Source organism: Streptomyces sp. 8N114, from assembly GCF_052245835.1.
Taxonomy (GTDB): domain Bacteria; phylum Actinomycetota; class Actinomycetes; order Streptomycetales; family Streptomycetaceae; genus Streptomyces.
The window spans coordinates 224,601-250,591 of the sequence record NZ_JBQQBT010000009.1; the positions used below are offsets into that span (position 1 = coordinate 224,601).

Below are 25,991 nucleotides of genomic sequence, written 5' to 3' on the forward strand. Positions count from 1 at the left end.
GGTGGGCACAACCGGGCCCGCACCCGCCCACCGGCCGCAACCACCAACGCACAAGAGGCGCCGTAGGGGTCGCACAGGGGCGCCCCCTGTGAGAAACGGGAAGGGGCGGGGACGGGGAGCGGCCCGCCGCAGGCGTCCCGCGAAGCAGCATCAGGGAGGACAACGTGACCCACCACGCAAGCCCCGCCGGCGAGGCGCCCCGCACGGGGGTGTGGCTCATCGGTGCGAGGGGCTCCGTCGCGACGACGACCATCACCGGTGCCGCAGCCCTCGCAGCCGGTCTGCACCCGGCCACCGGCATGGTCACCGAAACCGCTCCGTTCACCAACGCCTCCCTCCCGCCCCTCGACTCCCTGGTCTTCGGCGGTCACGACACCGCCTCCTGCCCCCTCCCCAAGCGGGCCGAAGCCCTCGCGGAGGCCAGGGTCGTCCCGTACGGTCTGCCCGGCGCGCTCCGCGCGGAGCTCGCTGCCGCCGACGCGGAGATCCGCCCCGGTGGGTCGCCCGCGGAGGACGACTGCGCGGCGGACGACCTGATCGCCGGATACGCCGCCGATATCGAAGAGTTCACCCGCGCCCACGGCCTCGCCCGCACCGTCGTCGTCAACGTGGCCAGCACCGAGCCCACCCAGCCGGACCCGGCGAACGACCCCCTGCCGCCCAGCTCTCTCTACGCCGCGGCGGCACTGCGTGCAGGATGCCCGTATGTGAACTTCACGCCGTCGGCGGGGCTGCACCACCCCCGTCTGACGGAGGCGGCCCGCAGCGCCGCCGTTCCCTACGCGGGCCGGGACGGCAAGACGGGGCAGACCCTCCTCCGTTCCGTACTCGCTCCGATGTTCGCGCAGCGTGCGCTCGCCGTACGGGCCTGGTCCGGCACCAATCTGCTCGGCGGCGGGGACGGTGCGGCCCTCGCCGACCCGGCCGCGGCGGCGGCCAAGAACGCGGGCAAGGCCCGGGTGCTCACCGACAACCTCGGTGAACTGCCCGAGGGGGAGGTGCACATCGACGACGTACCGGCGATGGGGGACTGGAAGACGGCCTGGGACCATATCGCCTTCGACGGTTTCCTCGGCTCGCGGATGGTTCTCCAGACCATCTGGCAGGGCTGCGACTCGGCCCTCGCCGCCCCTCTCGTGCTCGACCTGGCCCGCCTCCTGGCCCGTGCCGACGAGCTGTCCCTGACCGGCCCGGTCCCAGGGCTGGGCTTCTACTTCAAGGACCCCGACAGCGGTCCCGCCGATCTGCCCGCCCAGTGGCAAGCCCTGTTGCAGCTCGCCACCCGCTTCGCCGGTTCCGCCGGATGACGGGCGGTCGCGTCGCGGACTGGGCGCAGCTGCTGCGGGTCTCGGCGGTGTCGACCGTGCCAGGCGATGCGCTGGTGGGGGCTGTGGCGACCGGCCGGGACCCGGGCCGGGGCACCGCGCTGGCGGCGGGCGCGTCCCTCTGCCTGTACGAGGCGGGCATGGCGCTCAACGACTGGGCCGACCGGGAGGAGGACGCCCGCGAGAGGCCCGAACGGCCCCTGCCCTCCGGCCGTATCCGCCCCGCGGCGGCCCTCGCGGCGGCCACCGGACTGACGGCGGCGGGGCTGGCATGCGCGGCCCGCGCCGGACGTCTGCCGCTCGCCACGGCCACCGCGCTGGCCGCCACAGTCTGGGCGTACGACCTCCGGCTCAAGCACACCCCGGCAGGCCCTGCGGCCATGGCGGCCGCCCGCTCCCTCGATGTGCTGCTGGGCGCGACGGCGACGCCGACGGCGAGGACTGCGTACGGCGAACGGCCTGCTCTGCCCCGACGCGCCCACGGTTCCGTACGTCCGCTCGGCGCGGCGGCGCTCATGGGGGCGCACACCCTCGCGGTCACCGCCGTGTCGCGGCGGGAGGCGGAGGGCGGGGCTCCGGCCGTCCCGCTGATGGCGCTGGGGGCCGTGGGCGCGATCGCGGGGCTGCTGGTGCGGCAGCGTACGCCGCTGACGGTGGCGGCCGGCGTCGTGTACGCGGCGACCGCCGGCCGGCCGCTGGCACACGCCGCGCTCAACCCCTCACCACCGCTTCTCCAGCGCGCGGTGGGCGGCGGCATCCGCGCCATGCTGCCGCTCCAGGCCGCGCTCGCCGCCCACGTCTCCCGCACGGCGGGAGAAGACGCGGCCGGCGGTGACGCGGCCCGCAAAGAGCCGAACCGGGCCGCCGGTTCCCTGTCTGCCCTCGCGCTGCTCGGCCTGCTGCCCGTCGCCCGCCGCCTCTCCCGGAAGGTCAGTCCCACATGACCCGGTCCCGGCCCCCGTTCCCCGGCTCCCCACTGCGCTACGCCTACGGCACCAACGGCCTGGCCGACCTGCGGCTCGGCGACGCCTTGGGGCTGCTCGCCGACCTCGGTTACTCGGGTGTCGGGCTGACGCTCGACCATATGCACCTCGACCCCCTCGCCCCCGATCTCGCGGCCCGTACCGCGAAGGTGGGCCGCGCGCTGGAGCGGCACGGGCTGACGGTCACCGTGGAGACGGGGGCGCGCTATGTGCTCGACGCGCGCCGCAAGCACCACCCCACGCTGCTCGATCCCGATGCGGAGGCCCGCTCAGCGCGGACGGACCTGCTGCTGAAGGCGGTACGCGTCGCCGCCGACCTGGGAGCGCACGCCGTGCACTGTTTCAGCGGGCAGCTCCCGCCCGGCACCGCGCCGGACACCGGCTGGGCGCGGCTGGCGGACGGTATCGGCTCGGTGCTGGACGGCGCCGCCGCGGCCGGTGTGCCGGTGGCGATCGAGCCGGAGCCCGGCCATCTGCTGGCGGACCTCGCCGGGTTCCACCGGCTGCGTACCGCGCTCGGCAGTCCCGAAGCGCTCGGGCTCACCCTCGACATCGGCCACTGCCAGTGCCTGGAGCCGCGGGCCCCGGCCGACTGCGTACGGGAGGCCGCGCCGTGGCTGCGGCACGTACAGATCGAGGACATGCGGCGCGGCGTGCATACGCATCTGCCGTTCGGCGAAGGGGAGATCGACTTTCCGCCCGTGCTGGCCGCACTGCGCGCGGCCGATTACGACGGGCTGGTCACCGTGGAACTGCCCCGCGACTCGCACGCCGGTCCCGAGCGTGCTGCCGCCTCCATCGACTTCCTGACCACCGCCGAGGCCAAGACCGCCGCACTGCCCCAGGAGGACGCCCCATGCTGACCCCGCTCGCCTCCCTCCGCACCGGTCTGGAGCTCCACCTGACAGCGGAGTCCCGCGCCTGGCTGCACCGGGCACTGGCGGAAGCGGCGGACGCGCGTACGGACCCGGCCGCGCCCCGCACCGGTGCCGCGCCCCGACTCCCGTCCTGGGAGCTCCACTTCGTCACAGCGGGCCGCAAGTGCCGACCCGCGCCCAGGGGCGGCGCCGCGGCATCGGCTTCCGACCCCGTCGACGCTGCCCGCGTGCTCATCCTGCACGCCGCGGCCCCCGGCACCGACGCACTCGCCCGCCTCTACACGCGCGGCACCGCGGACGAGCGGCGGGCCGTGTTGCTGGCCCTGCCGCATCTGGACCCGCCGCCGGAAACGGCAGGCGCCCTCGCTCTCGTCGAGGACGCTTTACGGGCCAACGACACCCGGCTGATCGCCGCCGCACTGGGGCCGTACGCCGCCGCGCACCTGGACGCCCACCAGTGGCGGCAGGGCGTGCTCAAGTGCCTGTTCACCGGGGTGCCGGCCGCCGTCGTAGCGGGGCTCGAACACCGCGCCGCGGGGGACGCCGAACTCGCCCGGATGCTGGAGGACTACGCGCGCGAGCGCACCGCCGCGGGCCGCACCGTGCCCGAGGACCTCGGACACCTACTGAAACTGGCCCGGTTCGAGGAGACCGAGGAGCGTGAAGCGCCATGAAGCCGCAGCCGCAGACACCGAAGCCCAGCCGTCGCATCTTCGACCCGCACATCCATATGACCTCCCGCACCACCGACGACTACGCCGCGATGTATGCGGCCGGGGTGCGCGCCCTGGTCGAGCCCTCCTTCTGGCTCGGCCAGCCCCGCACCTCGCCCGCGACGTTCTTCGACTACTTCGACTCGCTGCTGGGCTGGGAGCCCTACCGTGCAGCGCAGTACGGCATCGCCCACCACTGCACCCTGGCGCTCAACCCGAAGGAGGCCAACGACCCGCGCTGCACACCCGTGCTGGACGAGCTGCCGCGCTACCTCCTCAAGGACGGGGTCGTGGCGGTCGGCGAGGTCGGCTACGACTCGATGACCCCGGCCGAGGACACCGCGCTGGCCGCCCAGCTCCAGCTGGCCCTCGACCACGAGCTGCCCGCACTCGTGCACACCCCGCACCGCGACAAGGCGGCCGGGCTCGCCCGCACGCTCGACGTACTGCGGGAGTCGGGGCTGCCGCCGGAGCGGGTGGTGCTCGACCACCTGAACGAGACGACGGTGGGCGCCGCGGCGGACAGCGGCTGCTGGCTCGGCTTCTCCATCTACCCCGACACCAAGATGGACCCCGACCGGATGGTCCGCATCCTGCGGGTGCACGGCACCGAGCGGGTGCTGGTCAACTCCGCGGCCGACTGGGGTCACAGCGACCCGCTCAAGACCGGCCACGTCGCCGACGCGATGCTCGCCGCCGGCTTCGACGAGGACGACGTCGACCAGGTGCTGTGGCGCAACCCGGTCGCCTTCTACGGCCAGAGCGGACGGCTCGCCCTCGATGTCGCCCCGCCGGGCGAGCGCGAGCAGCAGCTGTTCCAGGGCAACTCCATCCTGCGCGGCGGAGAGTGAGGAGAGCGCGGCCATGCGATTCCGGCACCCCGACGGCACCACGGTCCATCTCGCCTACTGCACCAACGTCCACGCGGCCGAGCAACTCGACGGCGTACTACGGCAGCTGACCGAGTACGCGGAGCCGGTACGCCGCAGGCTGCACCGAGACCGGCTCGGCATCGGCCTGTGGCTGGCCCGCGACGCGGCCCGTACGCTCACCGACGACCCGGCGGCGATCCGCCGGCTGCGCTCCGGCCTCGACCGGGCGGGCCTGGAGGTCGTCACCCTCAACGGCTTCCCCTACCAGGGCTTCGGCGACGAACACGTCAAGTACCGCGTCTACCGGCCCGACTGGACCGACGACGCGCGGCTGGACCACACCACCGACCTCGCCCGACTGCTGGCCGCACTGCTGCCCGACGATGTCACCGAGGGCAGCATCTCGACGCTGCCCCTCGCCTGGCGCACCGGCTTCGACGCCGAGACCCGGCACCGTGCGCTGACGAGGCTGCACACCCTCGCCGCGCGGCTGGACGCGCTGGAGGAGCTGACGGGCCGCTCCGTCCGCGTCGGCCTGGAGCCCGAACCCGGCTGCACCGTGGAGACCACGGCGGACGCCATCGCGGCACTGACAGGAGAGGAAGGGCCGCCCGCGCACCGGATCGGCGTCTGTGTGGACACCTGCCATCTGGCCACCGCGTTCGAGGACCCGGCCAAGGCGCTGGCGGCGCTCGGCGAGGCGGGCCTGACCATCGTCAAGTCCCAGCTGTCCGCCGCGCTGCACGCCGAGCACCCGGAACGGCCCGAAGTTCGCGCTGCCCTCGCCGAGTTCGCCGAGCCGCGCTTCCTGCACCAGACCCGCGCCCGCACCCCGGACGGCACCCTGCGCGCCACCGACGACCTCGACCGGGCACTGGCACCCGGAGCGCTGCCCACCACCGGGCCCTGGCGCTCCCACTTCCACGTCCCCCTGCACGCCCCGCTCACCCCACCGCTGAGCGCCACCACGCCGGTGCTCCGCGAGACGCTGACGCACCTGGTCGGCGGCCCCACCCCGCTGACCCGGCACCTGGAGGTGGAGACCTACACCTGGCAGGCCCTCCCGCCGGCACTGCGCCCCACCACCCGTGCACAGCTCGCCGACGGTCTCGCCGCCGAGCTGTCCACCGCCCGCGACCTCCTCACCGGTCTCGGCCTCAAGGAGCTGCCGTGAGCGCCCCGTTGCTGGTCATCGACGTGGTCGGGCTGACTCCGGCCCTGTTGGCCCATATGCCCAACCTGCGCGCCCTGGCCCGGGACGGCTCGCAGGCTCCGCTCGGGACGGTCCTGCCCGCCGTCACCTGCGCCGCCCAGTCCACCTTCCTGACCGGCGAACTTCCCTCCGGGCACGGCATCGTCGGCAACGGCTGGTACTTCCGCGAGCTCGGCGACGTACTGCTGTGGCGCCAGCACAACGCGCTGGTCGGCGGCGAGAAGCTGTGGCACGCGGCGCGCGCCCGGCAGCCCGGCTACACGGTGGCGAACATCTGCTGGTGGTACGCGATGGGCGCGGATACCGACTGGTCGGTCACCCCGCGCCCCATCTACTACGCGGACGGCCGCAAGGAGCCCGACTGCTACACCCGGCCGCCGTCGCTCCACGACGAACTCGTCGCCGAACTGGGCGACTTCCCCCTCTTCACCTTCTGGGGCCCCGGCGCGAACCTCACCTCCTCCCGGTGGATCATCGACGCCACCCGCCACATCCTGCGCACCCGCCACCCCGACCTCGCCCTGGCCTACGTCCCGCACCTCGACTACGACCTCCAGCGCTACGGTCCCGACGACCCCCGCGCCCACCGCGCCGCCGCCGACGTGGACGCGGCGCTCGCCCCACTGCTCGCCGACGCGCGCGCCGAAGGCCGCACCGTCGTCGCACTCTCCGAGTACGGCATCACCCGCGTACGCCGCCACGTCGACATCAACCGCGTACTGCGCCGCGCCGGGCTGCTGGAAGTCCACACCCAGGACGGCATGGAGTACCTGGACCCGTGGGCCTCCCGCGCCTTCGCCGTCGCCGACCACCAGCTCGCCCACGTCTACGTACGCGATCCCGCCGACCTCCCCGCCACCCGCGAAGCCCTGACCGGGCTGCCGGGCCTGGACCGGCTCCTGGACGAGACCGGCAAGAAGGAGGCGGGCCTGGACCATCCGCGCTCCGGCGAACTGGTCGCCGTCGCCGCACCCGACGCCTGGTTCACCTACTACTACTGGCTGGACGACCGCCGCGCCCCCGACTTCGCGCAGCTCGTGGAGATCCACCGGAAGCCCGGCTACGACCCGGTCGAGCTGTTCATGGACCCGAACGACCCCTACGTCAAGCTGCGCGCCGCCGCCGCGCTGGCCCGCAAGAAGACCGGCATGCGCTACCGCATGGCCGTGGTCCCCCTCGACCCCTCCCCGATCCGCGGCAGCCACGGCCGGCTGCCGGACCGCACCGAGGACGGTCCCGTACTCCTCTGCTCCCGCCCCGGCGCGCTGGATACGCGGGGGCCGGCCAAGGGGGCAGATCCGTTCCCCGCCACCGAAGTGAAGCGCCTGCTTCTCGACCTCGCACTGGGAGACGCCTCATGACCAGCAGACCCGCCCACCCCGAACTCGACCGTACGCTGCGCCGCCGCGGCTTCCTCGGCGTCGCTGCAGGCGCCACGGCCGCCGCCCTGCTGGGCAGCACCACCGAGGCCGCTGCCGCACCGGGCGACGCGGCCTCGACGGACTGCCGCCCGATCGTCCCGCGCGGCAAGCTCGGCATCCAGCTGTACACCGTCCGTGACCAGATCCAGAAGCTCGGCTTCGCCACCGTCTTCAAGGAGCTGGAGCGCTACGGCTACGACTCGGTCGAATTCGCCGGCTATACCCAGGGCACCGGCGACCTCACTCTCCGCCAACTCAAGCGCCTGCTGCGCAACCACGGGCTGCGCGGAATCGGCAGCCACGTCGGCTACTACTCGGACAACCCCGACGACTACACCTTCGCCACCCAGCTGGAAAAGGTCCTCGACGACGCCGCAGCCCTCGGCCTCCCCCATGTGGGCACGGCAGCCAGTCCGGACCGCTACGGCCGGACCGTCGACGCATGGAAGCGCGCCGCGGAGGACTTCAACAGCTACGGAGCGGCAGCCCGCGAGCGCGGGCTGAAGTTCTACCAGCACAACCACCAGATGGAGTTCGGCTTCGCCGAGGACAAGCCCGACGTACGCCTCTACGACGTACTCCTCGCCGAGACCGACCCTGAGCTGGTCTATCTGGAGATGGACATCTACTGGGCGTTCGCCGGCAAGCACCGCTTCAGCGTCCGCCCCGACGGCACCCCGGCCCCCTTCGACCCCGTCGACTACGTACTGGCCGCCCCGCACCGCTACCCGCTCTTCCACGTCAAGGACGGCGAACACGACGAAGCGTCGCCGGACGGCTACCACATGGTCGACGTCGGCGACGGCGACATCGACTACGAACGCTTCGTCGGCACCGTGTTGCGGCGGCACCAAGGCCGCCGCGCCGATCATCACTGGCTGATGGAACGCGACGACGCGGTCGACCCCGACGCCAACCCCGCCGGCTCCCTCACCTCGGCCCGCCGCTCAGCCGCCTACCTCCGCGCCAAGCGGTAGCAATTCCCGCAAAAAGGGATAAATGCCCCAACTCCTCAGGAAACCCAGGTGAGAAGCACTCCCAACCCTTGGTATCGTTACGGCCGTCGCCACAGCAGCCCAACCGCTGTGGCACGGCCCGGTCCGGGTGGCGGAATGGTAGACGCGCTAGCTTGAGGTGCTAGTGCCCTTTATCGGGCGTGGGGGTTCGAGTCCCCCCTCGGACACTCACCATCTGCACGTCGTGTGCGGACGCATGTGGGCCGTGACTCAACAGTCACGGCCCTTTTGCTGTGGTCGTAAGTGAGGGTGAGTCCGAAGGCCGCGTAGAGCGGGGCTTTTCGCTCCGGGGCGGCCTGCTGGAGCCGGCCGGTGAGGTCTCCGAGGTCCTTGATGATCTTGGCGATCTCCTCCTCGGTGAGCGGGTTGGCGGCCTTCGGGGCGGGGGTGGCCTGTACGGCAGTGATCTTTCGTTGAGCGGCGCCCCGGTCGGCGGCGGCCTGGTTGATCCATTCCATGACGGTCGCCGGGTCCGTACCGGCGTCGATCGCGGCGCGGTAGCCCTCGATCCTGCGGGGCACCTCCCGGCGGGAGGCCGGGGGAGCAGTACCCCGCGCCCCTTCCGGGGCGCATTCTCCCGCGGCGTTTGGGCAGAGCCAGCGCAGCTTGTGGAAGACGCTCGCTCGCACCTCGGCCGGGAACATGCACTCATTGAGGGCGGGTTGACGCTCATGCGGTTCGCAGAAGAATGCGCCCCGTCAGGGGCGCGGGGAACTGCGCGACGAGCCACAAAGCACCCGCAGTCCGCACGCATCGGGCAGGGGCACCCCCTTACCGGAACAACGACCGACGCCCCCGCCGAGCGGGGGCGTTCGTCATGGGGCCACAGCGGCGACCGCGGAGGGCATCGCCCGCGTCCGTCGAGGTAACCCCGCTTCGCGGGCGGCGCCGAGGGGGCCGGTCCGCCGTCAGCCCACTGGGCTGGCCGGTTCGACGTCCTTGGACAGCGGCACCTGTCCGGTGTTGTCGACGTGTCGGGCGGCGACCCACGCGCCCTTTTCGCGCAGCAGGTACCAGATGCTGTTGCCGTCGATGTTCTGGGCGTGCACCTTGCTGCGCAGACCGACCTCGGCGCCGTGGCTCAGGGTGCCGACGATGGAGGAGTCCGTGCTCGGATACTTCCGCAAGTTGACGCCGTTGTCGCTGACGACGGTGCCGAACGGCTGGGCGGGACTGGGCATCATGACCTCCAGGGGAACGTGGGAGTGGCGGGACGTCGTCCGGTATCCGGACGGATTGCTCGCACGGTAAAACCGATTCCCGCCGGGGAGCCGGAGGCATGCGGGGCATGCCACGACCGGCGCCCGGGCGTCCCTCCGATGGGTTCCGCCCTCAGCCCGACTCGCCCCCCAGCGGCTCCGCCGGCACGGCGGACGGTTCCCTGGCGACCGCCCGCGCGAGGGCCTCTCCTACGCGGCGTCCCGATGAGCTCCTAGATGAATGAGTTCGATGTCTTCAGTGGTCATGGGCGATCAGGGACCGTTTGACGGTGGCGTTGGTGGCCCAATTGCGCCAGATCGCGGCGGCGAGGGCCAGGAGCCGTTGGCCGACGCGGGCATAGACCCGGCCGGGGTTCTGCCGCCGTGCTGTTCGAGGGAGAGCTGGCCTTTGAGGGTGTCGAAAACGGCCTCGACCCACTGACGGCAGCGAGCCAGGCGACCGTGCCGGACAGGTTCGTCCTTTCGGTCGGGCCGCACCAGGTGCACTCCCAGTCGCTCGGTGAGGAATGCCTCGAACTCCCTGCCTGCGAAGCCCTTGTCGGCCAGGATCACCTGGCTCGCTCGGACCAGGTGGTGGTCGCGTTCCAGCAGTGCGGCCATCACCTCCCGTTCGCCGAGTTTCGGGGTGGCCAGGCACCAGGTGATGGGCATGCCCTCGGCGCTGGTCAGCAGGTAGAGCCGGAAGCCCCAGAAGAAGCGGGAGTGGCTGCGGCAGTAGCCGTAGCCCGCATGCCCGGCCAGGGCGGAGCGTTTGACGGTCTCGCGGGAGGCCGCGCACGGCACAGGTGTGGAGTCGGTCAGCCGCAGGCCGTCGTGCCAGGTCGGCACCTGCCTGGCCAGGGCCTCGATGGCGTGGGCGATCAAGGGCCCGGCGGCGTTGAGGCGTTTGGTGTAGCCGGAGGGCTGGGGCAGGTAGCGGAAGAGGTGTCCGAGCCGGGCGTGGGCGAAGCGGATCTAGTGCCGGGCCGAGGAGAAGCCCAGCAGGGCCTGAGCCACGGCCAGGCACAACAGTTCTGCGTCCGTCAGTTTCGGGGGTCGCCCGATCCGGCGAGAGGGGGCCACATGGTCGTCGATGAACACGTACAGTGCCGCCAGAAGGGCGTCTAGGTTCGAAGTCGCACTCAGACCAACGGGCGCCCTTCGCCATGGTCGCGACCAGCACAAACATCGGACTCACTCATCTAGTAGTGCTGGTAGGCGGTCGCGTCCCCCTTCGCCGCGGCCTCATCGAGGTAGCCCAGCCACCGGGTCGGCACGAACGCGGTCGGGACGCCGTCGGGGATGTTGCGGGCGCCGGTGGCGTTCAGCTCCCGCAGAATGCTCAGCGCCTCGATCAAGGGCTTCGCCTCGGTGCCGCCCGCGAACCGTACGGTCTCCAGCACCTCGCAGGCGCCCGGCGTGAGTGTCCCTCACCTGTCGCTGAGTAGGCGCCCTGGCCCTTCATCTCCGTGGCCGTGCGTGGCTCGCCCCGTCGCGAGCGGCCAGGGCCGCAACGCGAGAGCCACGAATGCAGACGCAGCATGCGACCGCCGGTCTCCGCCGGTTGGGGGGACGAGGAAGGCCGGCACGCTGCCGAAGGCGCGGTGTCCGCGCTTCTTGGGTGGGTGGCGCTCCCCCCACTGGCGTGTGCGGGAGTGCGCGGCCACGTCCTCGAATCCGGGTGTGACCGACTCGCGGGGCGTACTGTCGTCGCTCGTCCTCGTCCCCTCCACGACTCACTGAGTCGGTACGGAGCGCCGTACGGGAGCGGATACTCGGTTCGGTCGGAAGAAGAGCAACTGTCGGTGCGCCACCGGAATGGTGGTGCTCGGCGGTGGCAGGCACACATGCGGGTCCGTGCGGTAGCCGGCCGTGGTGATGGCCTGCTGGGTGCGGTCCAGCTCGCCCGCGTCGTCGAACGTCGCCGATGACCGACCATCCGGCGCCCGTGGATCGCGCACCGGGCCACGGTCGGTGGGCCACTGTCGGGTCCGGTCAGAAGCGGTGACAAGATGGGGCGAATGATGTCGAATCGTGAGGGCTGTTCGAATTCCCCGATCTATGAGACCGGGCCCTGGCTTGACCCGGGCCCGGCCCATGCTGACCTTCTCGCCGCGAAGAGACTGGTTTACGACCCGAACGGGTTCACATGCTCGCAGCCGGTGGCCGAAGCTGAAGGCGCCGAGTACGGGGCCCATGAACTGACAGTGGACGGTCTGTCGGTGCGGTTCCGTGCCGCCAAGACCACCCCCACCAAGGTCGGCCAGTTCGTCACCGTGTGGAAGAGATTCGCGCAGGGACCGATCCAGCCGTTCGACGCCGGCGATCCCCTCGACCTCATCGTCGTCAGCTGCCGCGACGGTCACCACTTCGGACAGTTCGTCTTTCCGCGGGACGTGCTGTGCGAACGGGGCATCCTCTCGCGAGGTGGTGTCGGCGGGAAGCGCGCGTTCCGTGTCTATCCGCCCTGGGTGACCACGACCGCCCGCCAGGCCCGCAGCACACAGGCATGGCAGGTCAACTACTTCCTGCACATTCCTGAAGACCACCCCGCCGACTCCGCCCGCGCTCGGGCGCTCTACCACCCCTGAAGCCACGGCAGTTCGAGGTGATCGTGGCCCTGCGGTTCCCGCGCGGCTTCGGTCACCACCAGGGCCGCACGGCGCACCCTGACCGGAGAGCCGCTACGCCAGCCTGATCGGCTTGAGCTCGTCGAAGCGGTCGCCCGGGCCCGGGTTGGCCGCGCTGGTCTTGCCGCCCAGTTGGGTCATGACACCCCAGACGGCGTTCAGACCAGTCGTGACCGCGCCCTCTGCCCAGCCGCCGGTCCAGGACACGTCGTCGCCCGCGAGGAAAATGCCGCGGTGGGCCGGGTCGAGGCGGTCCTGCATGAAGTGGGTGTAAAGACGCTCCTGGTAGCGGTAGTGGCCGGGCAGGTTGTCGCTGAAGGCGCCCATGAAGTTCGGGTCGTCCTCCCAGGAGATGGTGACGGGCTCGCCGATGATGTGCGACGCGATGTCGACGTTCGGGTAGATCTGCTTCAGGGAGTGCAGCATCAGCCGCACGCGTTCGTCGACATCGAGCGGCAGCCACTTCAGCGCATCGTCGTTCCAGGTGTACGACAGGCAGATCAGCGCCGGCTTGTCGGGGCCGTCGTCCAGCAGGTACGTGCCGCGCGTGAGCCGGTCCGTGAGCGTGGTGCTGAGCACATGCTGACCGGTCTCGGCGTCGACGTCCTTCCAGAAGGGCCGGTCGACGACGACGAACGTCTTGGACGACTGCATATAGTGCGTCCGCTCGATGGCTGTCCACAACTGGTGGCTGAACAGTGATTCGTCCGTATCGATTCGGGCGGACAGCAGCCACGACTGGCAGGTGGCGATGACCGCGGGGTAGGACGACGTCCTGCCCCACCGGTCCGTGACCTCGATATGGCTGCTCCGACCGGCTGCCCGTCGTATGCGCCGTACCGCGCCCCGGGTCGAGCCGCCGTGCAGAGAGGCGAGGCTGGTTCCGGCGGGCCAGTGCGCGAGCTGCTCGGGGGTGTGCTGCCACAGAAGCTGGGGGAGGCGCTGGGCACCGCCGAGTATGCGCTGTTGGTCGTCCTCGGCGCCTACGTAGACCACGCGAAGGATCTCGAGCATCGAGTCGGGGAAGTTGGTGTCCCAGCCACCCGTACCGAAGCCGACGAGCCCGAACGCCTCGCGGTATTCGAAGGGGAGGGCGGAGAACGCCTTGGAGGTGGCGAGGTAGTGCGAGAAGGACATGTCGTCCAGGAGAGGCACCAGCTCGTTCCAGAGCCTCTTGATCGTGGCGTAGTCGCGGGCCGCGATCGCCTGCCGCATTGCACTGAAGTGGGAGCGTTCCTCGAGGCAGTCCTGCCAGGCCGCGCCGACATCGTGGAACAACTGCGGCAGGTCGGCGGGGGTCTCGGCGTAGTGCTTGCGCCCGGCGATCTCGATCACGGTGCTGTCGGACGCCGGGGTGAGGGGGTTGGGGAACGGCTTGGTGCCGAGGCCGAGGAGGTCGATGTAGTGGAAGAGAGCACGGGCGGACAGGGGGAACCGCATGCCGCCGAGGTCGGCCACCGGGTGGCCGGTGCCGGGCTGACCGGCACCGCGCATTCTGCCGCCGAGTTGGGCTGACTCGTACACGACCGGCTTCAGCCCCAGCTTCATCAGCTCGTACGCGGCCACCAGCCCGGACATGCCGGCGCCGACGACGGCGACCTCCGTGCCGTGGTGCTGGGGCGGGATCGAGCCGAGCCCATCGGGGTGGGCCAGGTACTCGTCGTAGGGGAAGGGGAAGTCCGGGATCAGCATGCTGATGCCGCTCTGCGGGGTTGCGTTCACGGGATGTCCTGAAGGGCTCGTGCCGGGTGGGCCCGGCGCGGGTCGGTTGTGCGGCAAGTGAGGGTGTCGCTTCGAGGCGGGCCGGTCAGCCGCGCAGGGCGAGGTAGTCGGTGTCGCGGCGCGCCGCGCGCAAGAGGGTGCGGCTGACGTCGCCCACCACCAGTTCCTCGCGGGTCTCGCCGGCCGCGACGCGTCGGCCGTAGGGATCGCTGAGGCAGCTCAGTCCGGCGAAGCCGGGGCCGGTGTGATTGGCGTAGGCGATGAAGATCTGGCTCTCCAGCGCCCGGGTGGGCACCACCATGCCGGGGACGAGACGGGTGTCGAACGGCGCGGGGTGCCCGTCGACAGGTGCGCGCAGCGGAACCGCGGTGGGCACGCACAGCAGCTCGGCGCCGGACAGCGCCACCTCCCGGGTGAACTCGGGGAACTCCACGTCGAAGCAGATGCCGAGCGCCACGGAGACACCGTGCAGGGGAACGACCTGGGGGCGTTGCCGGCCGGGCGTGAAATACGTGTTCTCCACCGCGCCGAAGAGATGCGCCTTGTGGTACCTGGTCAGTTCGCATCCGGTGCGGTCGAAGAGGGAGGCGCTGATGAAGCGTTCGCCACCATGGTGGTCGACGGTCGAGGCGGCGAGCGCCACCCCTGCGGACCGTGCGAGGGCGGCGAGCCGCTCCCGGTGTGGGGCTCCGTCGTCATCGGCGACGGCCGCGGGGTCGTAACCGCTGACGAACAGCTCCGGTGTCACCAGAAGCTGCGCACCGCGCGCTGCGGCCTGCTGGGCGAACCTCTCGACGGTCGCAAGGTTGCGGGTGGCGTCCCCGACCACGCCGGCGGCCTGCAGGACCGCCACCGTCAAACGTCCGAGCTCAGTCATCGAGCACGCCCTCGCACAGTCGTCGTACCACCTCGGTCAGCACGTCGACTCCGGCACACAGGTCGGCGTCCTCGGTGAACTCGCCCTCGTTGTGGCTGATCCCCTCGCGGCTCGGGACGAACAGCATGACCGTCGGTACCACGTCGTTCATGTTGATGGAGTCGTGTCCGGCCAGCGTGTGCACCGGCCGGCTGCTCACCCCGAGGGAGTCCGCGCACGCGCGAGCCAGGCCCACGCCGGCGGTCGGGTACGGACGGACACCCCACGCGTGCGAACCGTCGGCCTCGATCCGGACGTTCACCTCGTCCTCGATCACCTTGAGGCCCTGCTCCAGCAACTGCTTGGCCTCGGCGAGGACTTCCTCGTCGGCGGAGCGGAGATCCATCGTCAGAACGACCTGGCGGGGGACGACGACGGGGGAGTTGGGCAGCACGGTGAGCTGCCCGACGGAGGTGTGCAGTACGCCATCGGGGTAGCGGTCGGCCAGCTCGCGCAGGAGGACCACCAGCCGGGACGCGCCGAGGAGGGCGTCACGGCGGTCGGCGATGACGGTGGATCCGGTGTGTGCCTGCTCGCCGTGCACGGTGACGGTGAACTTCTCCGCCGCCCAGCAGGAGTGGACGAGCCCGATCGTTGTGCCGGAGTCCTCCAGGGACCGTCCCTGCTCGATGTGGATCTCGGCGCACGCAGCGGCCACCGGCCCGGTCCCCGAACCGGTGTGCCCGATGGAGGCCAGGGCCTCGGCGACCGTCACTCCGTCCACGTCCCGGGTGGCGAGGGCGTCCGCCGCCGGCACCTTCCCGGTGAAGACGGAGCTGCCCATCATGGACGGGGCGAACCGGGACCCTTCCTCGTTGAACCAGTCCACCACCGCCAGGTTGTACCTGGGCCGATGCCCGGCGTCGCGGCCCATAGCCAGCCGACGGCCCACATGCAGGGCAGCCGCGACACCGTAAGCGCCGTCGAACTTGCCGGCCAGGGGCTGACTGTCGAGGTGGGAGCCGACCAGCACGTAAGGCGCTCCCGGGTTCCACTCCAGGAGCCCGAAGATGTTGCCGATCGCATCGACCTCGACCGTGAAGCCGTACTGACCCAGCAGGGTCGTGAACCAGGCCCGTGCCTGGGCGTCGGCGACGGTTGCGGCCTGCCGGTCGACGCCCCCACCAGGCGTCTCACCGATCCGGCTCAATGAGCGGAAGTCCCGCAGGAACAGGTCGGCGTCGGAACCCATGGTGATGTGTTCGCTGAGCATGTGCGTCTTCTCCTGGATAGTCGGATCAGTGGGGTCGGGAAGGCGAAGGAGCCGACCCGGCTTGGGCGCGGTCGTCCGCGAGCGCGAGAACCCGGCCGCGAACGCCGTACCAGCCGATGACGAGTGCCGGGACGATGAGGACCGACGTGCCGACGGTGTAGGTCCCGACGGGGTGGTCGAAGAGCATGAGAACGAGGACGCCGAGCAGGAAGAGGAGGGTGGCGTACGACGTCCAGGGGGCGCCGAACAGGCGGAACGTGGGCCGGGGCACCCTGCCCTGCTGTGACCAGCGATAGAGGCGCAGCTGACAGAGCACGATGGTCGTCCAGGTGCAGAGGATCGCCAGGGCCGTCGCATTGATCGCGATCTCGAAGGCGTTCTCGGGGACGACAGCGTTGAGCCCCACACCGACCAGTGCGAGCACGGCCGTGAAGAGGACGCCGCCGTACGGCACACCCTGGCGGCTGAGGCGGCTCATGAACCGGGGAGCGGTCCCGGTGCCGGCCATCGAACGGTAGATGCGTCCCGTTGAGTACAGACCCGCGTTGAGGCTGGACAGCGCCGCGGTCAGCACCACCAGGTTCATCACCCCGCCGGCTCCGGGGACGCCGATCTTGGTGTAGAACGTCACGAACGGCGACTCGCCGGCCCGGTAGGAGCCGTACGGAAGCAGCAGGGCCAGCAGGGCGGTCGAGCCGACGTAGAACACCGCGATGCGCACGATGACGGCGTTGACGGCCCGCGGCATCACCTTGGCCGGGTTCTCCGTCTCACCCGCCGCGACGCCGATCAGCTCGATACCGGAATAGGCGAAGACGACTCCCTGCACAATGATCACTGCGGGGAGTAGTCCGTTCGGCAGGATTCCGCCGTGTTCGGCCACTACCGATACGCCTGCATCGTGGCCGTCCACCGGGAATCCGGCGGCGAGGATGACGCCGCCGACGACGAGGAAGACCACGATCGCGCCAACCTTGATCAGGGCGAACCAGAACTCCAGCTCTCCGAAGAGCCGGACGGAGACGAGGTTGGCGCACGTCACGACGAGGAGCGCGGTGAGGGCCAGCAGCCACTGCGGCACGCTGCTGAGCGCCGGCCAGTAGTGGAAGTACGTGGCGACCGCGGTGATATCGACGATGGCGGTGAGCGCCCAAGAGACCGAGTACACCCAGCCGGCCACGAAGGCGGCCTTCTCGCCGAAGAATTCACGCGCGTAGGAGACGAAGGAACCGGAATCTGGCCGGTGTAGAACGAGTTCGCCGAGCGCCCGGAGAATGAAGAAGGCGAAGATGCCGCAGAAAGCATAGACGACCGCCAGGGACGGGCCCGCCGAGGCAAGTCGGCCACCCGCACCGAGAAGGAGACCGGTACCAATGGCGCCGCCGATACCGATCATCTGTATCTGGCGATGGGAAAGCGCCTTCCGGTATCCGGGATCCTCCACGTCGGGACTATCCTGGTGCGTTGTCTCTGTGCCCGCTTCCACAGCCACGAGTTCCTCCCTTTACAGGCGCCGAAGGGTGCGCAACCGGAAGGCTGGCAGCGGCCAGGTGAACGGACAATGAAAAGTTGCACTGCGCACGGAGTCAAAAATTTGGCGTCTGCACAACGCCGTGGCGGCGAGATGGGGAAGAGAGAGCGATGCCCGGTGCCCACTGGACGACGTAGAATTCCGGGGCATGCGCTGGAAGGAAGGAGGCACGCGTGTCCGATGAGCAGGAACGGCGATGGGACGACCTCATTGAGCGGACGCGCGGTCGTTTGGGTGCGATGGTGGAACAATTCCTCGCCTGCACGATGGCGGACCCTTTTTACGCCGATTCCGACCTGACGGCGGAAGATTTGCGGCGGGCGAGTGCAGAGTCGTTCACGGCCCTACTGGACAGTCTGCGCTCGGACGGGACCACGGGCAGACTGACCTCCATCGCCGAGTCGGTGGGCACCCGGCGCGCCCGGCAGGCCGTTCCGCTGGAAAGTCTGCTGCGCGCCGTCCGCCACGACTTCACGGTGCTGTGGGAGCACATGGCGGAACCGTCCTGCGGTGCGGACCCGGTCCTGCTGGTGCGCAACGCCGGGCGCGTGTGGAGCACGGTGGACGAGTTCGCGGCGCATGTGCAGGAGCACTATCTCGCGGAACAACTTGCCATCGAGCAGGCCAACGCCGATCTCCAACGACAGTATCTGTCCCAGCTGTTCGCGTCGGCGAGGCCGACCGAAGCCGCCCTGGAACGGATAGCCGGCGCGCTGCGCGTCTCCCTGTCCGGCAATTTCTGCGTGGCCGCGGTCTCCCGGGACGACGGAGTCGTGGTGCGCCGGCGGATCCGTGGTGCCGCGCGGTGCGCCCACGCCTTCTTCGCCTACGACATGGGCCACCACACTCTGTTCATCTGGCCGACGGACGAGGTGGCCCTGGGACGGCTCTCGCCTCCCGCGAAGGACCTCTTCGCCGACGTGGCGGTCGCGGTCGCACCGGTGGCCAGAGGGCTGGCCCGAGTCCGGGAGTCCGCGGCGGCCGCCAGGGAGATCATGATCGATCTGCCGATGGACAGTTCGGACGTGGCCACCTTGTCGGACCGCTGGCGGTCGGTGACCCGGCATCTTCTCGCCGGGGTGGGATGCGACCTGGGCCAGATCGTCTTCCCGTACCTTGAGAGGTGCACGGACCTGGAGCGCAGGAAGATCCTGGAAACCGTCAGCACCTATCTGGAGACGGGAAGCCTGGGCGACACGGGCCGCGTACTGAAGTGTCACCGCAACACCGTGCTGAACCGGCTGAACGCGTTCGAGAAGTACACCGGCCTCGACATACAACGGCCCTACGACGCGGCTGCCGTGATCATCGCCCTGGAGTGGCAGGGCACACGGCCCTGACGCACGGGTGGACGAGCCAACCGGTCATGTGCACCCTCCGGATGCGCCGGAACTGCGAGGTCGAGACGTGTGGGTGCACACCAACCCGGAGTCTTGCGGTGTGGGATCACGACGCGGGGTTCGCTGTGTCGTCCGCGTCAACGACGGCGCCCCGCAATGCGGCCAGCCGCAGCTGGAGGTGGGCGAGCAGCATGGCATCGGCGTTGGCGAAGTCCAACCCGGAGACGTCCCTGATCCGCCGCAAGCGGTAGCGCATGGTGTTCACGTGGATCTGCAGTTTCGCCGCTGCGGTCTCGGTGCTCCTGCCGGCCTCGAGGTAGGCGGCCAGACTGGTAGGCAGCAGTCCCTGAAGCCCGTCCTTCTCGTCCAGCCGGCGCAAGGCGCCGGTGGTGGCCGGCAGGCCCAGGTTGTCGGCGATGTCGGCGAGGCCGAGCAGCAGCACCGGCAGCGCGGCGTCCTCCAGAGTGCCCACCGTTGGTTCGCCGTCGCTGGTCAGCCGCAACGCGCGCACCGTGGCGTCGGCCTGCTTGCGGATCGTCGGCACCTGCGCCAGCGACCGCCCCGGCCCGCCGACCGCGATCACGTAGTCCCGTCCCATCGCTGACCGGCCGAGGAAGTCCCGGGCCAGCGCGCGGGACGCCTCCACCGCCTCCTTCGGGGTGCGGCGCGGCCAGCTCAGTACGCCGTAGACGACGCAGTCGCCCGCCACCGCCACCGCGGTCGGGTGCACCGCAGCCAGGTAGCGCTCCAGCGCGTCCTCGAAACGGCGCAGCTCTATCGCCATGTCGGCGTCCTCAGCCGACGGAGAAACCCCGCGGCGGCCGGCGGCCAGTACGCACAACGGCCCGTCACCGAGCGGCAGTTGGCCGGCCGCGTCCAGCCCCGCCGGTCCGCCGCCGAGCACCGCGGTCGCCAGCCCTCGGCGGTGTTGGCGCGCCCGGGTGTCGTCGATCCGCGCGTTGACCAGGTGCAACGCCACCAGCGGCATCAGCCCGCGCAGCTCCCGGGAGCGCTCGGCAGACAGCGGTCCTGTGACCACAGCCCACACGTAGCCGAGGACGTCCGACCCGGCGCGGACCGCGATGGCCACGCGTGGCAGCATCCCGGGGCCGGTGGGTTCGACGTACACCGGGTCCGGGTCGGCGTGCAGCCTGGCGAACACCCCGCGGGCCTCCAGCACGGCGAGCCCGCGGGGCTGTACCGCTCGGCCGAGGATGGTTTCCACCCTTCCCTCGTCGGTCTGGTCCTGACCGGCCGACCAGGCCAGCACCGCCGAGGAGCGGTCCTCGATGGTGACCGGGGCGTCGAGCAGGGCGCTGATCGTGTTGGCCACGCTGAACAGGTCGCCCGTGTCGTCCGGGCGCAGTTGCCCGCGGGCCCGGTCCAGCAGCCGTTCTCGGACGGTGGCCGCGATGTGCAGCCAGGACGCGCCGGGATTGACCTCGATCACCGGCAGCGGGCAGTCGTCGAAGGCGGCCGGCAGCGGACCCTTGACCACGACCGCGCGCGCCCCTTCGGCAGCCATAGCGGCAGCGAACTCGCGCAGCGCGGCATCCCCGTGCACGCCGACCCCGAGCACCACGCTGCCCGGTTCGAGCTGGTCGGCGGTCGCGCCGTCGTGGATGGCCACCCCGGTCAGCGGCCGGTCCGGGTCGCCGCGCTCGATCGCCAGCCGCAGCACGGTGCTGCCCAGGTCCTCCACCAGCGTGCGGGCGGTGAGCTCACGGTTCATTTCGGCATGCTAAGCGAATCGGGTTGTCGGTAGCGACAATCCGCGGATGTCGTTCTTGACGTTTGCGACGACGCGGCCGCTGATCGGCTCCGGCACGCTGCCGCTCATGGACAAAACAGTAACGATGCGCGATCTCGACCAGCGGGACGAGCTGGAGGAACTCGGCGCTCTGTTGGCCAGAACCTGGAACTCGCCGGAGCCGCTGGTCTCCTTCCCGGTGCTGCGCGCGCTGTCCCACGCCGGAGGCATGGTGCTCGGGGCGTACGCCGGCGACTGGATGGTCGGCGGCGCGGTCGGCTTCCGCAACCCGAACGCGCCGTCCCTGCACTCGCACATCGTCGGGGTCGACCCGGACCACCAAGGCAACGGGATCGGCCGGACGGTGAAGCTGCACCAGCGGGACTGGTGTCTGCGGCGCGGCATCACCGAGATCACCTGGACCTTCGACCCGCTGGCGTGGCGCAACGCGGTGTTCAACATCGACCGGATCGGCGCGATCGGTGTGCGGTACCTGCCGGACTTCTATGGACCGATGATCCACGGCTCCGACGCCGAACCGCCGACTGACCGGGTGCTGCTGCGCTGGGACCTCATCATCGACCGCCGTCCGGAGGCGCCCGGACCGCGCAGAGCCGCGGTGCTCGACGTCGGCCCGGATGGCGAGCCCCGGTGCGGCGTCGACCCGGACGACGGGGGCCCGGTGTGGCTGCAGTTGCCCGAACGGGTGACCCCGGCCCAGGCGGTGCCCTGGCGGCACGCGTTGCGCGCGGTACTGGCCCCGCTGCTGGACGCCGGACATCGCTGGACCGGCGTGTCCGAGGGCGGCTGGTGTGTGCTGACACGGCCGAACGCTGAGCCGCTTCCCGTAGCGCAAGGGCAGTCGCAGGAGCTGCTGGAACACCCTATGGAGGAGAGCCGATGAAGATCGAGTCCGTCGAACTGGTGCGGGTGGAACTGCCGCTGGTGACACCGTTCCGCACCTCGTTCGGCACCCAAACCCGCCGGGACGTGCTGCTGATCCGGGTGCTGACCCCTGAGGCGGAGGGCTGGGCGGAGTGCGTGGCAGGCAAACACCCGGTGTACTCCAGCGAGTACACCGAGGGCGCGCACCGGGTTATCGCGGACGAACTGCTGCCCCGACTTCCCGGCGACGTCACCGCCGCGTCGGTGATGCCGGCGCTGTCCGGGGTGCAGGGCCACCGGATGGCGAAGGCGACGGTGGAGACCGCTGTGCTGGACGCACAACTTCGGGCGGCCGGCATGTCGCTGGCCCACTACCTGGGCGCCACCCAGAGCGAGATCGTGTCCGGGGTGTCGGTAGGCATCCATGACAGCATCCCGGGACTGCTCGACACCGTCGGCGGCTACCTGGACGCCGGATATGCCCGGATCAAGCTGAAGATCGAACCCGGTTGGGACGTCGCGCCGGTCGCCGCGGTGCGGGAGCGGTTCGGTGACAACGTCGCGCTCCAGGTGGACGCCAATTGCGCGTACGCGCGCTCGGATATCCGTCGGCTGCGGGCGCTGGACGAGTTCGGGCTGCTGCTGATCGAGCAGCCGCTGCCGGAGGAGGATGTTGCCGGGCACGCGCAGTGGGCGGCCGCCTTCGACACCCCGATCTGTCTGGACGAGTCGGTGGTCTCCGCGCAGGCCGCGGCCGAGGCGATCCGGCTCGGAGCCTGCTCGATCGTGAACATCAAGCCCGGCCGGGTCGGCGGCTACCTGGAGGCCCGCCGGGTGCACGACGTGTGTCAGGCGGCCGGGGTGCCGGTTTGGGCGGGCGGGATGCTGGAGACCGGGATCGGCCGGGCGGCGAACCTGGCCCTGGCCGGGTTGCCCAACTTCACCCTGCCCTCGGACATCTCCGGCTCCGACCGTTACTACCAGCAGGATCTCACCGAGCCGTTCACGGTCGTGGACGGGCTGATACCGGTGCCCACCGGACCCGGCATCGGCGTTACCCCGATCCCGGACGTGCTGGCTGAACTCGCGGTGCGACGCGAGGTGGTGAGGCCATGATGCCGCTGGACACCCTCGTCGGGCGGACCGATGAGATCGTCGAACAGACGCTGGCGCTGTGTCGGATCGAGTCGCCGTCGGACGACTTGCCATCGCTGGCCGCTGTCACTGACGCAGCGGCCGAACTCGGCGAGCGACTCACCGGGCGGGCGCCGGTCCGGATCGCCGAGCAGGGCCGACCGGCGCTGCTGTGGGAGCCTGCGCCTGATGGTGTGCTGCTGCTCGGCCACCTGGACACGGTGTGGCCGCTGGGCACGCTCGCCGGCTGGGCGTATCCGCAGCGTACCGACGAGGTGATCAGCGCTCCGGGCGTGTTCGACATGAAAGCCGGCGTGGTGCAAGGGTTCCACGCCATGGCGGCGATCGGTTCCCCGGCAGCGTGCGGGATGCTGCTGACCACCGATGAGGAACTCGGTTCACCGGTGTTCCGGCCGGTTGTCGAACGAGTCGCCGCCGACGCCGGCACGGTGCTGGTGCTGGAGGCCAGTGCGGACGGTGCGCTGAAGACCGGCCGGAAAGGCGCCGGCCGCTACACCGTGCGCATCCACGGCAAGGCCGCGCACGCCGGGTTGGAACCGGAACACGGCGTGAACGCGCTGCGCGAACTGGCCGAGCAGGTGCGCGTCGTCGCCTCGTTCGGCACCGGTGAGCTGACCGTCACGCCCACCGTCGCCGCCGCCGGCACCACCGGCAACACCGTGCCCGCCGACGCGTCATTCGTTGTCGACGTCCGCGCCGCGACCCGCATTCAGCAGGACGACCTGCATGCCCGAATCACCGGCCTGAACCCGGTGCTGCCCGGTGCGCGGGTGGATGTCAACGGCGGGCCCACCTCACCCCCCATGGAGGCGGCCCAGGCACAACCGGTATTCGCGGTGGCCCGGGAAGTCGCCGCCGGTCTCGGACTCGGTGAGCTGCGCGGGGTGTCCGTCGGCGGCGGATCGGACGGCAACTTCACCGCGAGCATCGGCGTGCCGACCCTCGACGGGCTGGGTGCGGTGGGCGCGCACGCACACGCCGAGGGGGAGTACGTCGTGATCGCCGAGGCGCCCCGCCGCGCGGCCCTGCTGGCCGGACTGATCGACCGGTTGATCCGAGAGCCCCTCATCACAACGGCAGGACGTCCGGCCGGTTTCCGGCGCAACTGAGTCCCCGCGGCTTCGACGGTCTCGATTCCGATTCACACAGCGCGGCCACACCTCACCGGCACGCGTATCACCAAGGCTGGCCCACGCGTATCACCCAAGGCCGAATTCAGAGCCATTTCCCCACCTACGGCCCGCTCCCCCCGGGCCTGTGCCAGAGGAGTATCAATGAAGAACCTGTTCCGAACGATGCCGGTGGAGGAGGTGCTTGCCCGGGGCGAACGTGGTGTGCTCAACCGGAGGCTGTCGGGTGTGGACCTGATCGGGTTCGGTATCGGCATCATCATCGGCACCGGCGTATTCACGTTGACCGGTATCGAGGCCAAGAATCACGCCGGGCCGGCCGTCGTTGTCTCCTTCGTCATCGGTGGCATCGTCGCGACCCTGGCCGCGATGTGCTATGCCGAGCTCGCCTCGGCGGTGCCCACGGCGGGCAGCGCCTACACCTACGCCTACGCCACCCTCGGCGAAGTCTTCGCCTGGATGATCGGCTGGGATCTGCTGTTGGAGTTCGTACTTGGCGCGGCTGTGGTCGCCCGCGGTTGGTCGGGTTACGTCGCGAATCTGCTCGGACTTCCCGGCGAGTGGTTCGGAGAGACCTCCACCATCAACATCGGCGCCATCCTCATCATCGCGGTACTCACCGTCGTCGCCGTGGCCGGAATCCGCGAATCGGCCCGCGTGACGAACGCCCTGGTCGTGGTGAAAGTCGCGGTGTGCATGCTGGTCATCGTGGCTGGTCTGTTCTTCTTCAAGAAAGCCAACCTCCACCCCTTCGTACCGCCCGCGCAGCCCTCCGAGGACAGCGCGAGCGTCACAGAGCAACCCCTGGTGCAGGCACTGCTGGGCATGGGGCAGTCGGTGTACGGCGTCGGCGGGATACTTACCGCTGCTGCGGTCGTGTTCTTCGCCTACACCGGGTTCGAGGCCCTGGCCAACCTCGGCGAGGAAACCAAACGGCCCAGGCGCGACCTACCGGTCGGTCTGCTCGGCAGCCTCGCCCTCTGCACGGTGCTCTACATAGCCGTCGCCTTGGTCTTGAGCGGGATGGTCGACTACCGGCACATCGACGAGGGAGCTCCGCTTGCCGCCGCCTTCAAGTCGGTGGGCGAGCCCTGGATCGCCGCGCTCATCTCGCTGGGCGCGGTCACGGGGCTCACGTCGGTGATGATGGTCGAGTTGGTCACCATCGGCCGCATCGGCTTCGCCATGAGCCGCGATGGGTTGCTGCCGGCACCTCTGTCGAAGGTACATCCCCGGTGGGGTACCCCACACCGCATGACGATCGCGGGCGCCGTGATCATCATGCTGTTCGCCGGGTTCATGCCCCTGTCCGCACTCGCCGACATGGTCAGCATCGGAGCCCTGTCCGGATTCGTCATCGTCGCGCTTGCCGTACCGGTGCTACGGCACCGCAAACCGCAGCTCTCCCGGTCGTTCCAGGTGCCGCTGTCGCCGTGGCTACCCATCCTCACCGCGGTGGGATGCCTTTACCTGATGATGAACCTCAACGTTATGACCTGGCTGCGCTTCGGTATCTGGCTGGTCATCGGTCTGGCCGTGTACCTCATCTACGGCCGACGGAACGCCCGGATCGCGAACGCGCCCCAAGCGAAGACCACGGGCGAGCCCGTCTGAGGGCGAAAACCGCCACGCGGCACCGCCAAGTGCCGGGTAGACGTCGGTGTGGCACGGCTCTTGCCGTGCCACACCACCTCTTGCGAACCCAGCAGTCCTGTATGAGGGCGGCCGCACTCGCCCGCTCGTGGACGGGGAGCCGCATGCCGAGGGCCTACGCCGTGGCCGCAACGGTGCGGCCCATCGCCAAAGACTCTGGCCGGGCTCGCGAAGGCTGACTTCGAGCGGTTCGTAGTCACCTGCGCCGTAAGCGCGAGGGCCCCGAAGAGGTCCTCCAGCGGTTGGCGAAGCACCTCTCGACTCAGTACCGGCTGACGATCCACTTGCAGTCGGGGGAGGGCTGGCCTGCGGATCAACGAGACGTCGGCGTTTGCGAGCGAGTGCTGGCGGATCGATCTCATCCGCGTCCACTGGCAGGCCAGCGAAGTTTTTCGGCTCGATGCACGTTGACCTGAAGAAGGCCGGCCGGATCCCGACAGCAGCTG

23 protein-coding genes, 1 tRNA gene and 1 pseudogene are annotated in these 25,991 nt (G+C 70.4%); 15 read left to right on the plus strand and 10 right to left on the minus strand.

The annotated features are described in order from the left end of the window. The first annotated feature begins 164 nt into the window (after positions 1-164). The 9 genes from ACTWQF_RS21130 (at position 165) to ACTWQF_RS21170 (ending at position 8,588) form a co-directional block, all read left to right on the plus strand. Complete coding sequence (locus ACTWQF_RS21130) at positions 165-1,307, plus strand: inositol-3-phosphate synthase (RefSeq protein ID WP_443281159.1); 1,143 nt, start codon at positions 165-167, stop codon at positions 1,305-1,307. Further along, on the plus strand, positions 1,304-2,269 hold the full coding sequence (locus tag ACTWQF_RS21135) for an SCO3242 family prenyltransferase (RefSeq protein ID WP_443281160.1): 966 nt from the start codon (positions 1,304-1,306) through the stop codon (positions 2,267-2,269). Before ACTWQF_RS21130 ends, ACTWQF_RS21135 begins: the two co-directional genes overlap by 4 nt. After that, positions 2,266-3,171, plus strand: a complete 906-nt coding sequence (locus ACTWQF_RS21140) for a sugar phosphate isomerase/epimerase family protein (RefSeq protein WP_443281161.1) — start codon at positions 2,266-2,268, stop codon at positions 3,169-3,171. The genes ACTWQF_RS21135 and ACTWQF_RS21140 overlap by 4 nt, the downstream gene beginning before the upstream one ends. Beyond that, positions 3,165-3,860, plus strand: coding sequence for an EboA domain-containing protein (locus ACTWQF_RS21145; RefSeq protein WP_443281162.1), 696 nt, complete (start codon positions 3,165-3,167; stop codon positions 3,858-3,860). The genes ACTWQF_RS21140 and ACTWQF_RS21145 overlap by 7 nt, the downstream gene beginning before the upstream one ends. Beyond that, entirely contained in the window at positions 3,857-4,750 is an 894-nt protein-coding gene (locus ACTWQF_RS21150; RefSeq protein ID WP_443281163.1) for a TatD family hydrolase, read from the plus strand. The genes ACTWQF_RS21145 and ACTWQF_RS21150 overlap by 4 nt, the downstream gene beginning before the upstream one ends. A gap of 13 nt (positions 4,751-4,763) precedes the next feature. After that, positions 4,764-5,945, plus strand: a complete 1,182-nt coding sequence (gene eboE, locus ACTWQF_RS21155; RefSeq protein ID WP_443281164.1) for a metabolite traffic protein EboE — start codon at positions 4,764-4,766, stop codon at positions 5,943-5,945. Next, complete coding sequence (locus ACTWQF_RS21160) at positions 5,942-7,345, plus strand: nucleotide pyrophosphatase/phosphodiesterase family protein (protein WP_443281165.1); 1,404 nt, start codon at positions 5,942-5,944, stop codon at positions 7,343-7,345. Before eboE ends, ACTWQF_RS21160 begins: the two co-directional genes overlap by 4 nt. Further along, positions 7,342-8,382 (plus strand): sugar phosphate isomerase/epimerase family protein, encoded by a 1,041-nt coding sequence (locus tag ACTWQF_RS21165; RefSeq protein WP_443281166.1) that lies wholly within the window; start codon positions 7,342-7,344, stop codon positions 8,380-8,382. Before ACTWQF_RS21160 ends, ACTWQF_RS21165 begins: the two co-directional genes overlap by 4 nt. A gap of 121 nt (positions 8,383-8,503) precedes the next feature. After that, positions 8,504-8,588: transfer RNA gene (locus ACTWQF_RS21170), tRNA-Leu, on the plus strand. On the opposite strand, the gene ACTWQF_RS21175 is transcribed toward ACTWQF_RS21170, so the two are convergent. The 5 genes and pseudogenes from ACTWQF_RS21175 to ACTWQF_RS21195 all read right to left on the minus strand — a co-directional run bounded on the left by ACTWQF_RS21175 (position 8,553) and on the right by ACTWQF_RS21195 (position 11,581). Then, complete coding sequence (locus ACTWQF_RS21175; protein ID WP_443281167.1) at positions 8,553-9,065, minus strand: hypothetical protein; 513 nt, start codon at positions 9,063-9,065, stop codon at positions 8,553-8,555. The genes ACTWQF_RS21170 and ACTWQF_RS21175 overlap by 36 nt on opposite strands. A gap of 264 nt (positions 9,066-9,329) precedes the next feature. Beyond that, positions 9,330-9,605 (minus strand): SH3 domain-containing protein, encoded by a 276-nt coding sequence (locus tag ACTWQF_RS21180; RefSeq protein ID WP_443281168.1) that lies wholly within the window; start codon positions 9,603-9,605, stop codon positions 9,330-9,332. Between the two features lie 271 nt (positions 9,606-9,876). Beyond that, positions 9,877-10,766, minus strand: a pseudogene (locus tag ACTWQF_RS21185) (IS982 family transposase). Between the two features lie 56 nt (positions 10,767-10,822). Continuing rightward, positions 10,823-11,023 (minus strand): hypothetical protein, encoded by a 201-nt coding sequence (locus ACTWQF_RS21190; RefSeq protein ID WP_443281169.1) that lies wholly within the window; start codon positions 11,021-11,023, stop codon positions 10,823-10,825. 333 nt (positions 11,024-11,356) lie between these two features. Further along, a complete protein-coding gene (locus ACTWQF_RS21195; RefSeq protein WP_443281170.1) occupies positions 11,357-11,581 on the minus strand; it encodes a hypothetical protein in 225 nt (74 codons plus the stop codon). Between the two features lie 162 nt (positions 11,582-11,743). Between ACTWQF_RS21195 and ACTWQF_RS21200 the strand changes: the two genes are divergently transcribed. Next, positions 11,744-12,211 carry a MepB family protein gene (locus tag ACTWQF_RS21200; protein ID WP_443281241.1) on the plus strand — a complete coding sequence of 156 codons (468 nt, stop codon included), beginning with the start codon at positions 11,744-11,746 and terminating at the stop codon, positions 12,209-12,211. A gap of 93 nt (positions 12,212-12,304) precedes the next feature. On the opposite strand, the gene ACTWQF_RS21205 is transcribed toward ACTWQF_RS21200, so the two are convergent. The 4 genes from ACTWQF_RS21205 to ACTWQF_RS21220 all read right to left on the minus strand — a co-directional run bounded on the left by ACTWQF_RS21205 (position 12,305) and on the right by ACTWQF_RS21220 (position 17,497). Next, a complete protein-coding gene (locus ACTWQF_RS21205; protein ID WP_443281242.1) occupies positions 12,305-13,942 on the minus strand; it encodes a flavin monoamine oxidase family protein in 1,638 nt (545 codons plus the stop codon). 115 nt (positions 13,943-14,057) lie between these two features. Continuing rightward, complete coding sequence (locus ACTWQF_RS21210) at positions 14,058-14,849, minus strand: nitrilase-related carbon-nitrogen hydrolase (protein WP_443281171.1); 792 nt, start codon at positions 14,847-14,849, stop codon at positions 14,058-14,060. Further along, positions 14,842-16,101 carry a M20 family metallo-hydrolase gene (locus ACTWQF_RS21215; RefSeq protein ID WP_443281172.1) on the minus strand — a complete coding sequence of 420 codons (1,260 nt, stop codon included), beginning with the start codon at positions 16,099-16,101 and terminating at the stop codon, positions 14,842-14,844. The genes ACTWQF_RS21210 and ACTWQF_RS21215 overlap by 8 nt, the downstream gene beginning before the upstream one ends. Before the next feature lie 25 nt (positions 16,102-16,126). Beyond that, positions 16,127-17,497, minus strand: coding sequence for an amino acid permease (locus ACTWQF_RS21220; protein WP_443281243.1), 1,371 nt, complete (start codon positions 17,495-17,497; stop codon positions 16,127-16,129). A gap of 308 nt (positions 17,498-17,805) precedes the next feature. Between ACTWQF_RS21220 and ACTWQF_RS21225 the strand changes: the two genes are divergently transcribed. After that, positions 17,806-18,972, plus strand: a complete 1,167-nt coding sequence (locus tag ACTWQF_RS21225; protein ID WP_443281173.1) for a helix-turn-helix domain-containing protein — start codon at positions 17,806-17,808, stop codon at positions 18,970-18,972. A 106-nt stretch (positions 18,973-19,078) separates the two neighbouring features. Here the strand turns inward: ACTWQF_RS21225 and ACTWQF_RS21230 are convergent, their stop codons facing one another. Next, on the minus strand, positions 19,079-20,704 hold the full coding sequence (locus ACTWQF_RS21230) for a PucR family transcriptional regulator (protein ID WP_443281174.1): 1,626 nt from the start codon (positions 20,702-20,704) through the stop codon (positions 19,079-19,081). Positions 20,705-20,750: 46 nt separating this feature from the next. On the opposite strand from ACTWQF_RS21230, the gene ACTWQF_RS21235 reads away from it, so the two are divergent. The 4 genes from ACTWQF_RS21235 to ACTWQF_RS21250 all read left to right on the plus strand — a co-directional run bounded on the left by ACTWQF_RS21235 (position 20,751) and on the right by ACTWQF_RS21250 (position 25,506). Continuing rightward, positions 20,751-21,626, plus strand: a complete 876-nt coding sequence (locus ACTWQF_RS21235) for a GNAT family N-acetyltransferase (RefSeq protein ID WP_443281175.1) — start codon at positions 20,751-20,753, stop codon at positions 21,624-21,626. Next, entirely contained in the window at positions 21,623-22,723 is a 1,101-nt protein-coding gene (menC, locus tag ACTWQF_RS21240) for an o-succinylbenzoate synthase (RefSeq protein WP_443281176.1), read from the plus strand. The genes ACTWQF_RS21235 and menC overlap by 4 nt, the downstream gene beginning before the upstream one ends. Then, a complete protein-coding gene (locus ACTWQF_RS21245; RefSeq protein ID WP_443281177.1) occupies positions 22,720-23,871 on the plus strand; it encodes a M20/M25/M40 family metallo-hydrolase in 1,152 nt (383 codons plus the stop codon). The genes menC and ACTWQF_RS21245 overlap by 4 nt, the downstream gene beginning before the upstream one ends. A gap of 165 nt (positions 23,872-24,036) precedes the next feature. Further along, the gene (locus ACTWQF_RS21250; protein ID WP_443281178.1) at positions 24,037-25,506 is read left to right on the plus strand and encodes an amino acid permease; all 1,470 of its coding nucleotides are present in this window, start codon (positions 24,037-24,039) and stop codon (positions 25,504-25,506) included. Positions 25,507-25,991: the final 485 nt, after the last annotated feature.

Excerpts from the sequence above, each read along its gene's own strand:
- ACTWQF_RS21230 (WP_443281174.1), bottom strand. The coding sequence starts at position 20,704 with ATGAACCGTGAGCTCACCGCCCGCACGCTGGTGGAGGACCTGGGCAGC.
- ACTWQF_RS21165 (WP_443281166.1), top strand. The coding sequence starts at position 7,342 with ATGACCAGCAGACCCGCCCACCCCGAACTCGACCGTACGCTGCGCCGC.
- ACTWQF_RS21205 (WP_443281242.1), bottom strand. The coding sequence starts at position 13,942 with ATGCTGATCCCGGACTTCCCCTTCCCCTACGACGAGTACCTGGCCCAC.
- ACTWQF_RS21235 (WP_443281175.1), top strand. The coding sequence starts at position 20,751 with ATGTCGTTCTTGACGTTTGCGACGACGCGGCCGCTGATCGGCTCCGGC.
- ACTWQF_RS21180 (WP_443281168.1), bottom strand. The coding sequence starts at position 9,605 with ATGATGCCCAGTCCCGCCCAGCCGTTCGGCACCGTCGTCAGCGACAAC.
- ACTWQF_RS21175 (WP_443281167.1), bottom strand. The coding sequence starts at position 9,065 with ATGTTCCCGGCCGAGGTGCGAGCGAGCGTCTTCCACAAGCTGCGCTGG.
- ACTWQF_RS21135 (WP_443281160.1), top strand. The coding sequence starts at position 1,304 with ATGACGGGCGGTCGCGTCGCGGACTGGGCGCAGCTGCTGCGGGTCTCG.
- eboE (WP_443281164.1), top strand. The coding sequence starts at position 4,764 with ATGCGATTCCGGCACCCCGACGGCACCACGGTCCATCTCGCCTACTGC.
- ACTWQF_RS21150 (WP_443281163.1), top strand. The coding sequence starts at position 3,857 with ATGAAGCCGCAGCCGCAGACACCGAAGCCCAGCCGTCGCATCTTCGAC.
- ACTWQF_RS21250 (WP_443281178.1), top strand. The coding sequence starts at position 24,037 with ATGAAGAACCTGTTCCGAACGATGCCGGTGGAGGAGGTGCTTGCCCGG.
- ACTWQF_RS21210 (WP_443281171.1), bottom strand. The coding sequence starts at position 14,849 with ATGACTGAGCTCGGACGTTTGACGGTGGCGGTCCTGCAGGCCGCCGGC.
- ACTWQF_RS21220 (WP_443281243.1), bottom strand. The coding sequence starts at position 17,497 with ATGATCGGTATCGGCGGCGCCATTGGTACCGGTCTCCTTCTCGGTGCG.
- ACTWQF_RS21245 (WP_443281177.1), top strand. The coding sequence starts at position 22,720 with ATGATGCCGCTGGACACCCTCGTCGGGCGGACCGATGAGATCGTCGAA.
- ACTWQF_RS21140 (WP_443281161.1), top strand. The coding sequence starts at position 2,266 with ATGACCCGGTCCCGGCCCCCGTTCCCCGGCTCCCCACTGCGCTACGCC.
- ACTWQF_RS21215 (WP_443281172.1), bottom strand. The coding sequence starts at position 16,101 with ATGCTCAGCGAACACATCACCATGGGTTCCGACGCCGACCTGTTCCTG.
- ACTWQF_RS21145 (WP_443281162.1), top strand. The coding sequence starts at position 3,165 with ATGCTGACCCCGCTCGCCTCCCTCCGCACCGGTCTGGAGCTCCACCTG.
- menC (WP_443281176.1), top strand. The coding sequence starts at position 21,623 with ATGAAGATCGAGTCCGTCGAACTGGTGCGGGTGGAACTGCCGCTGGTG.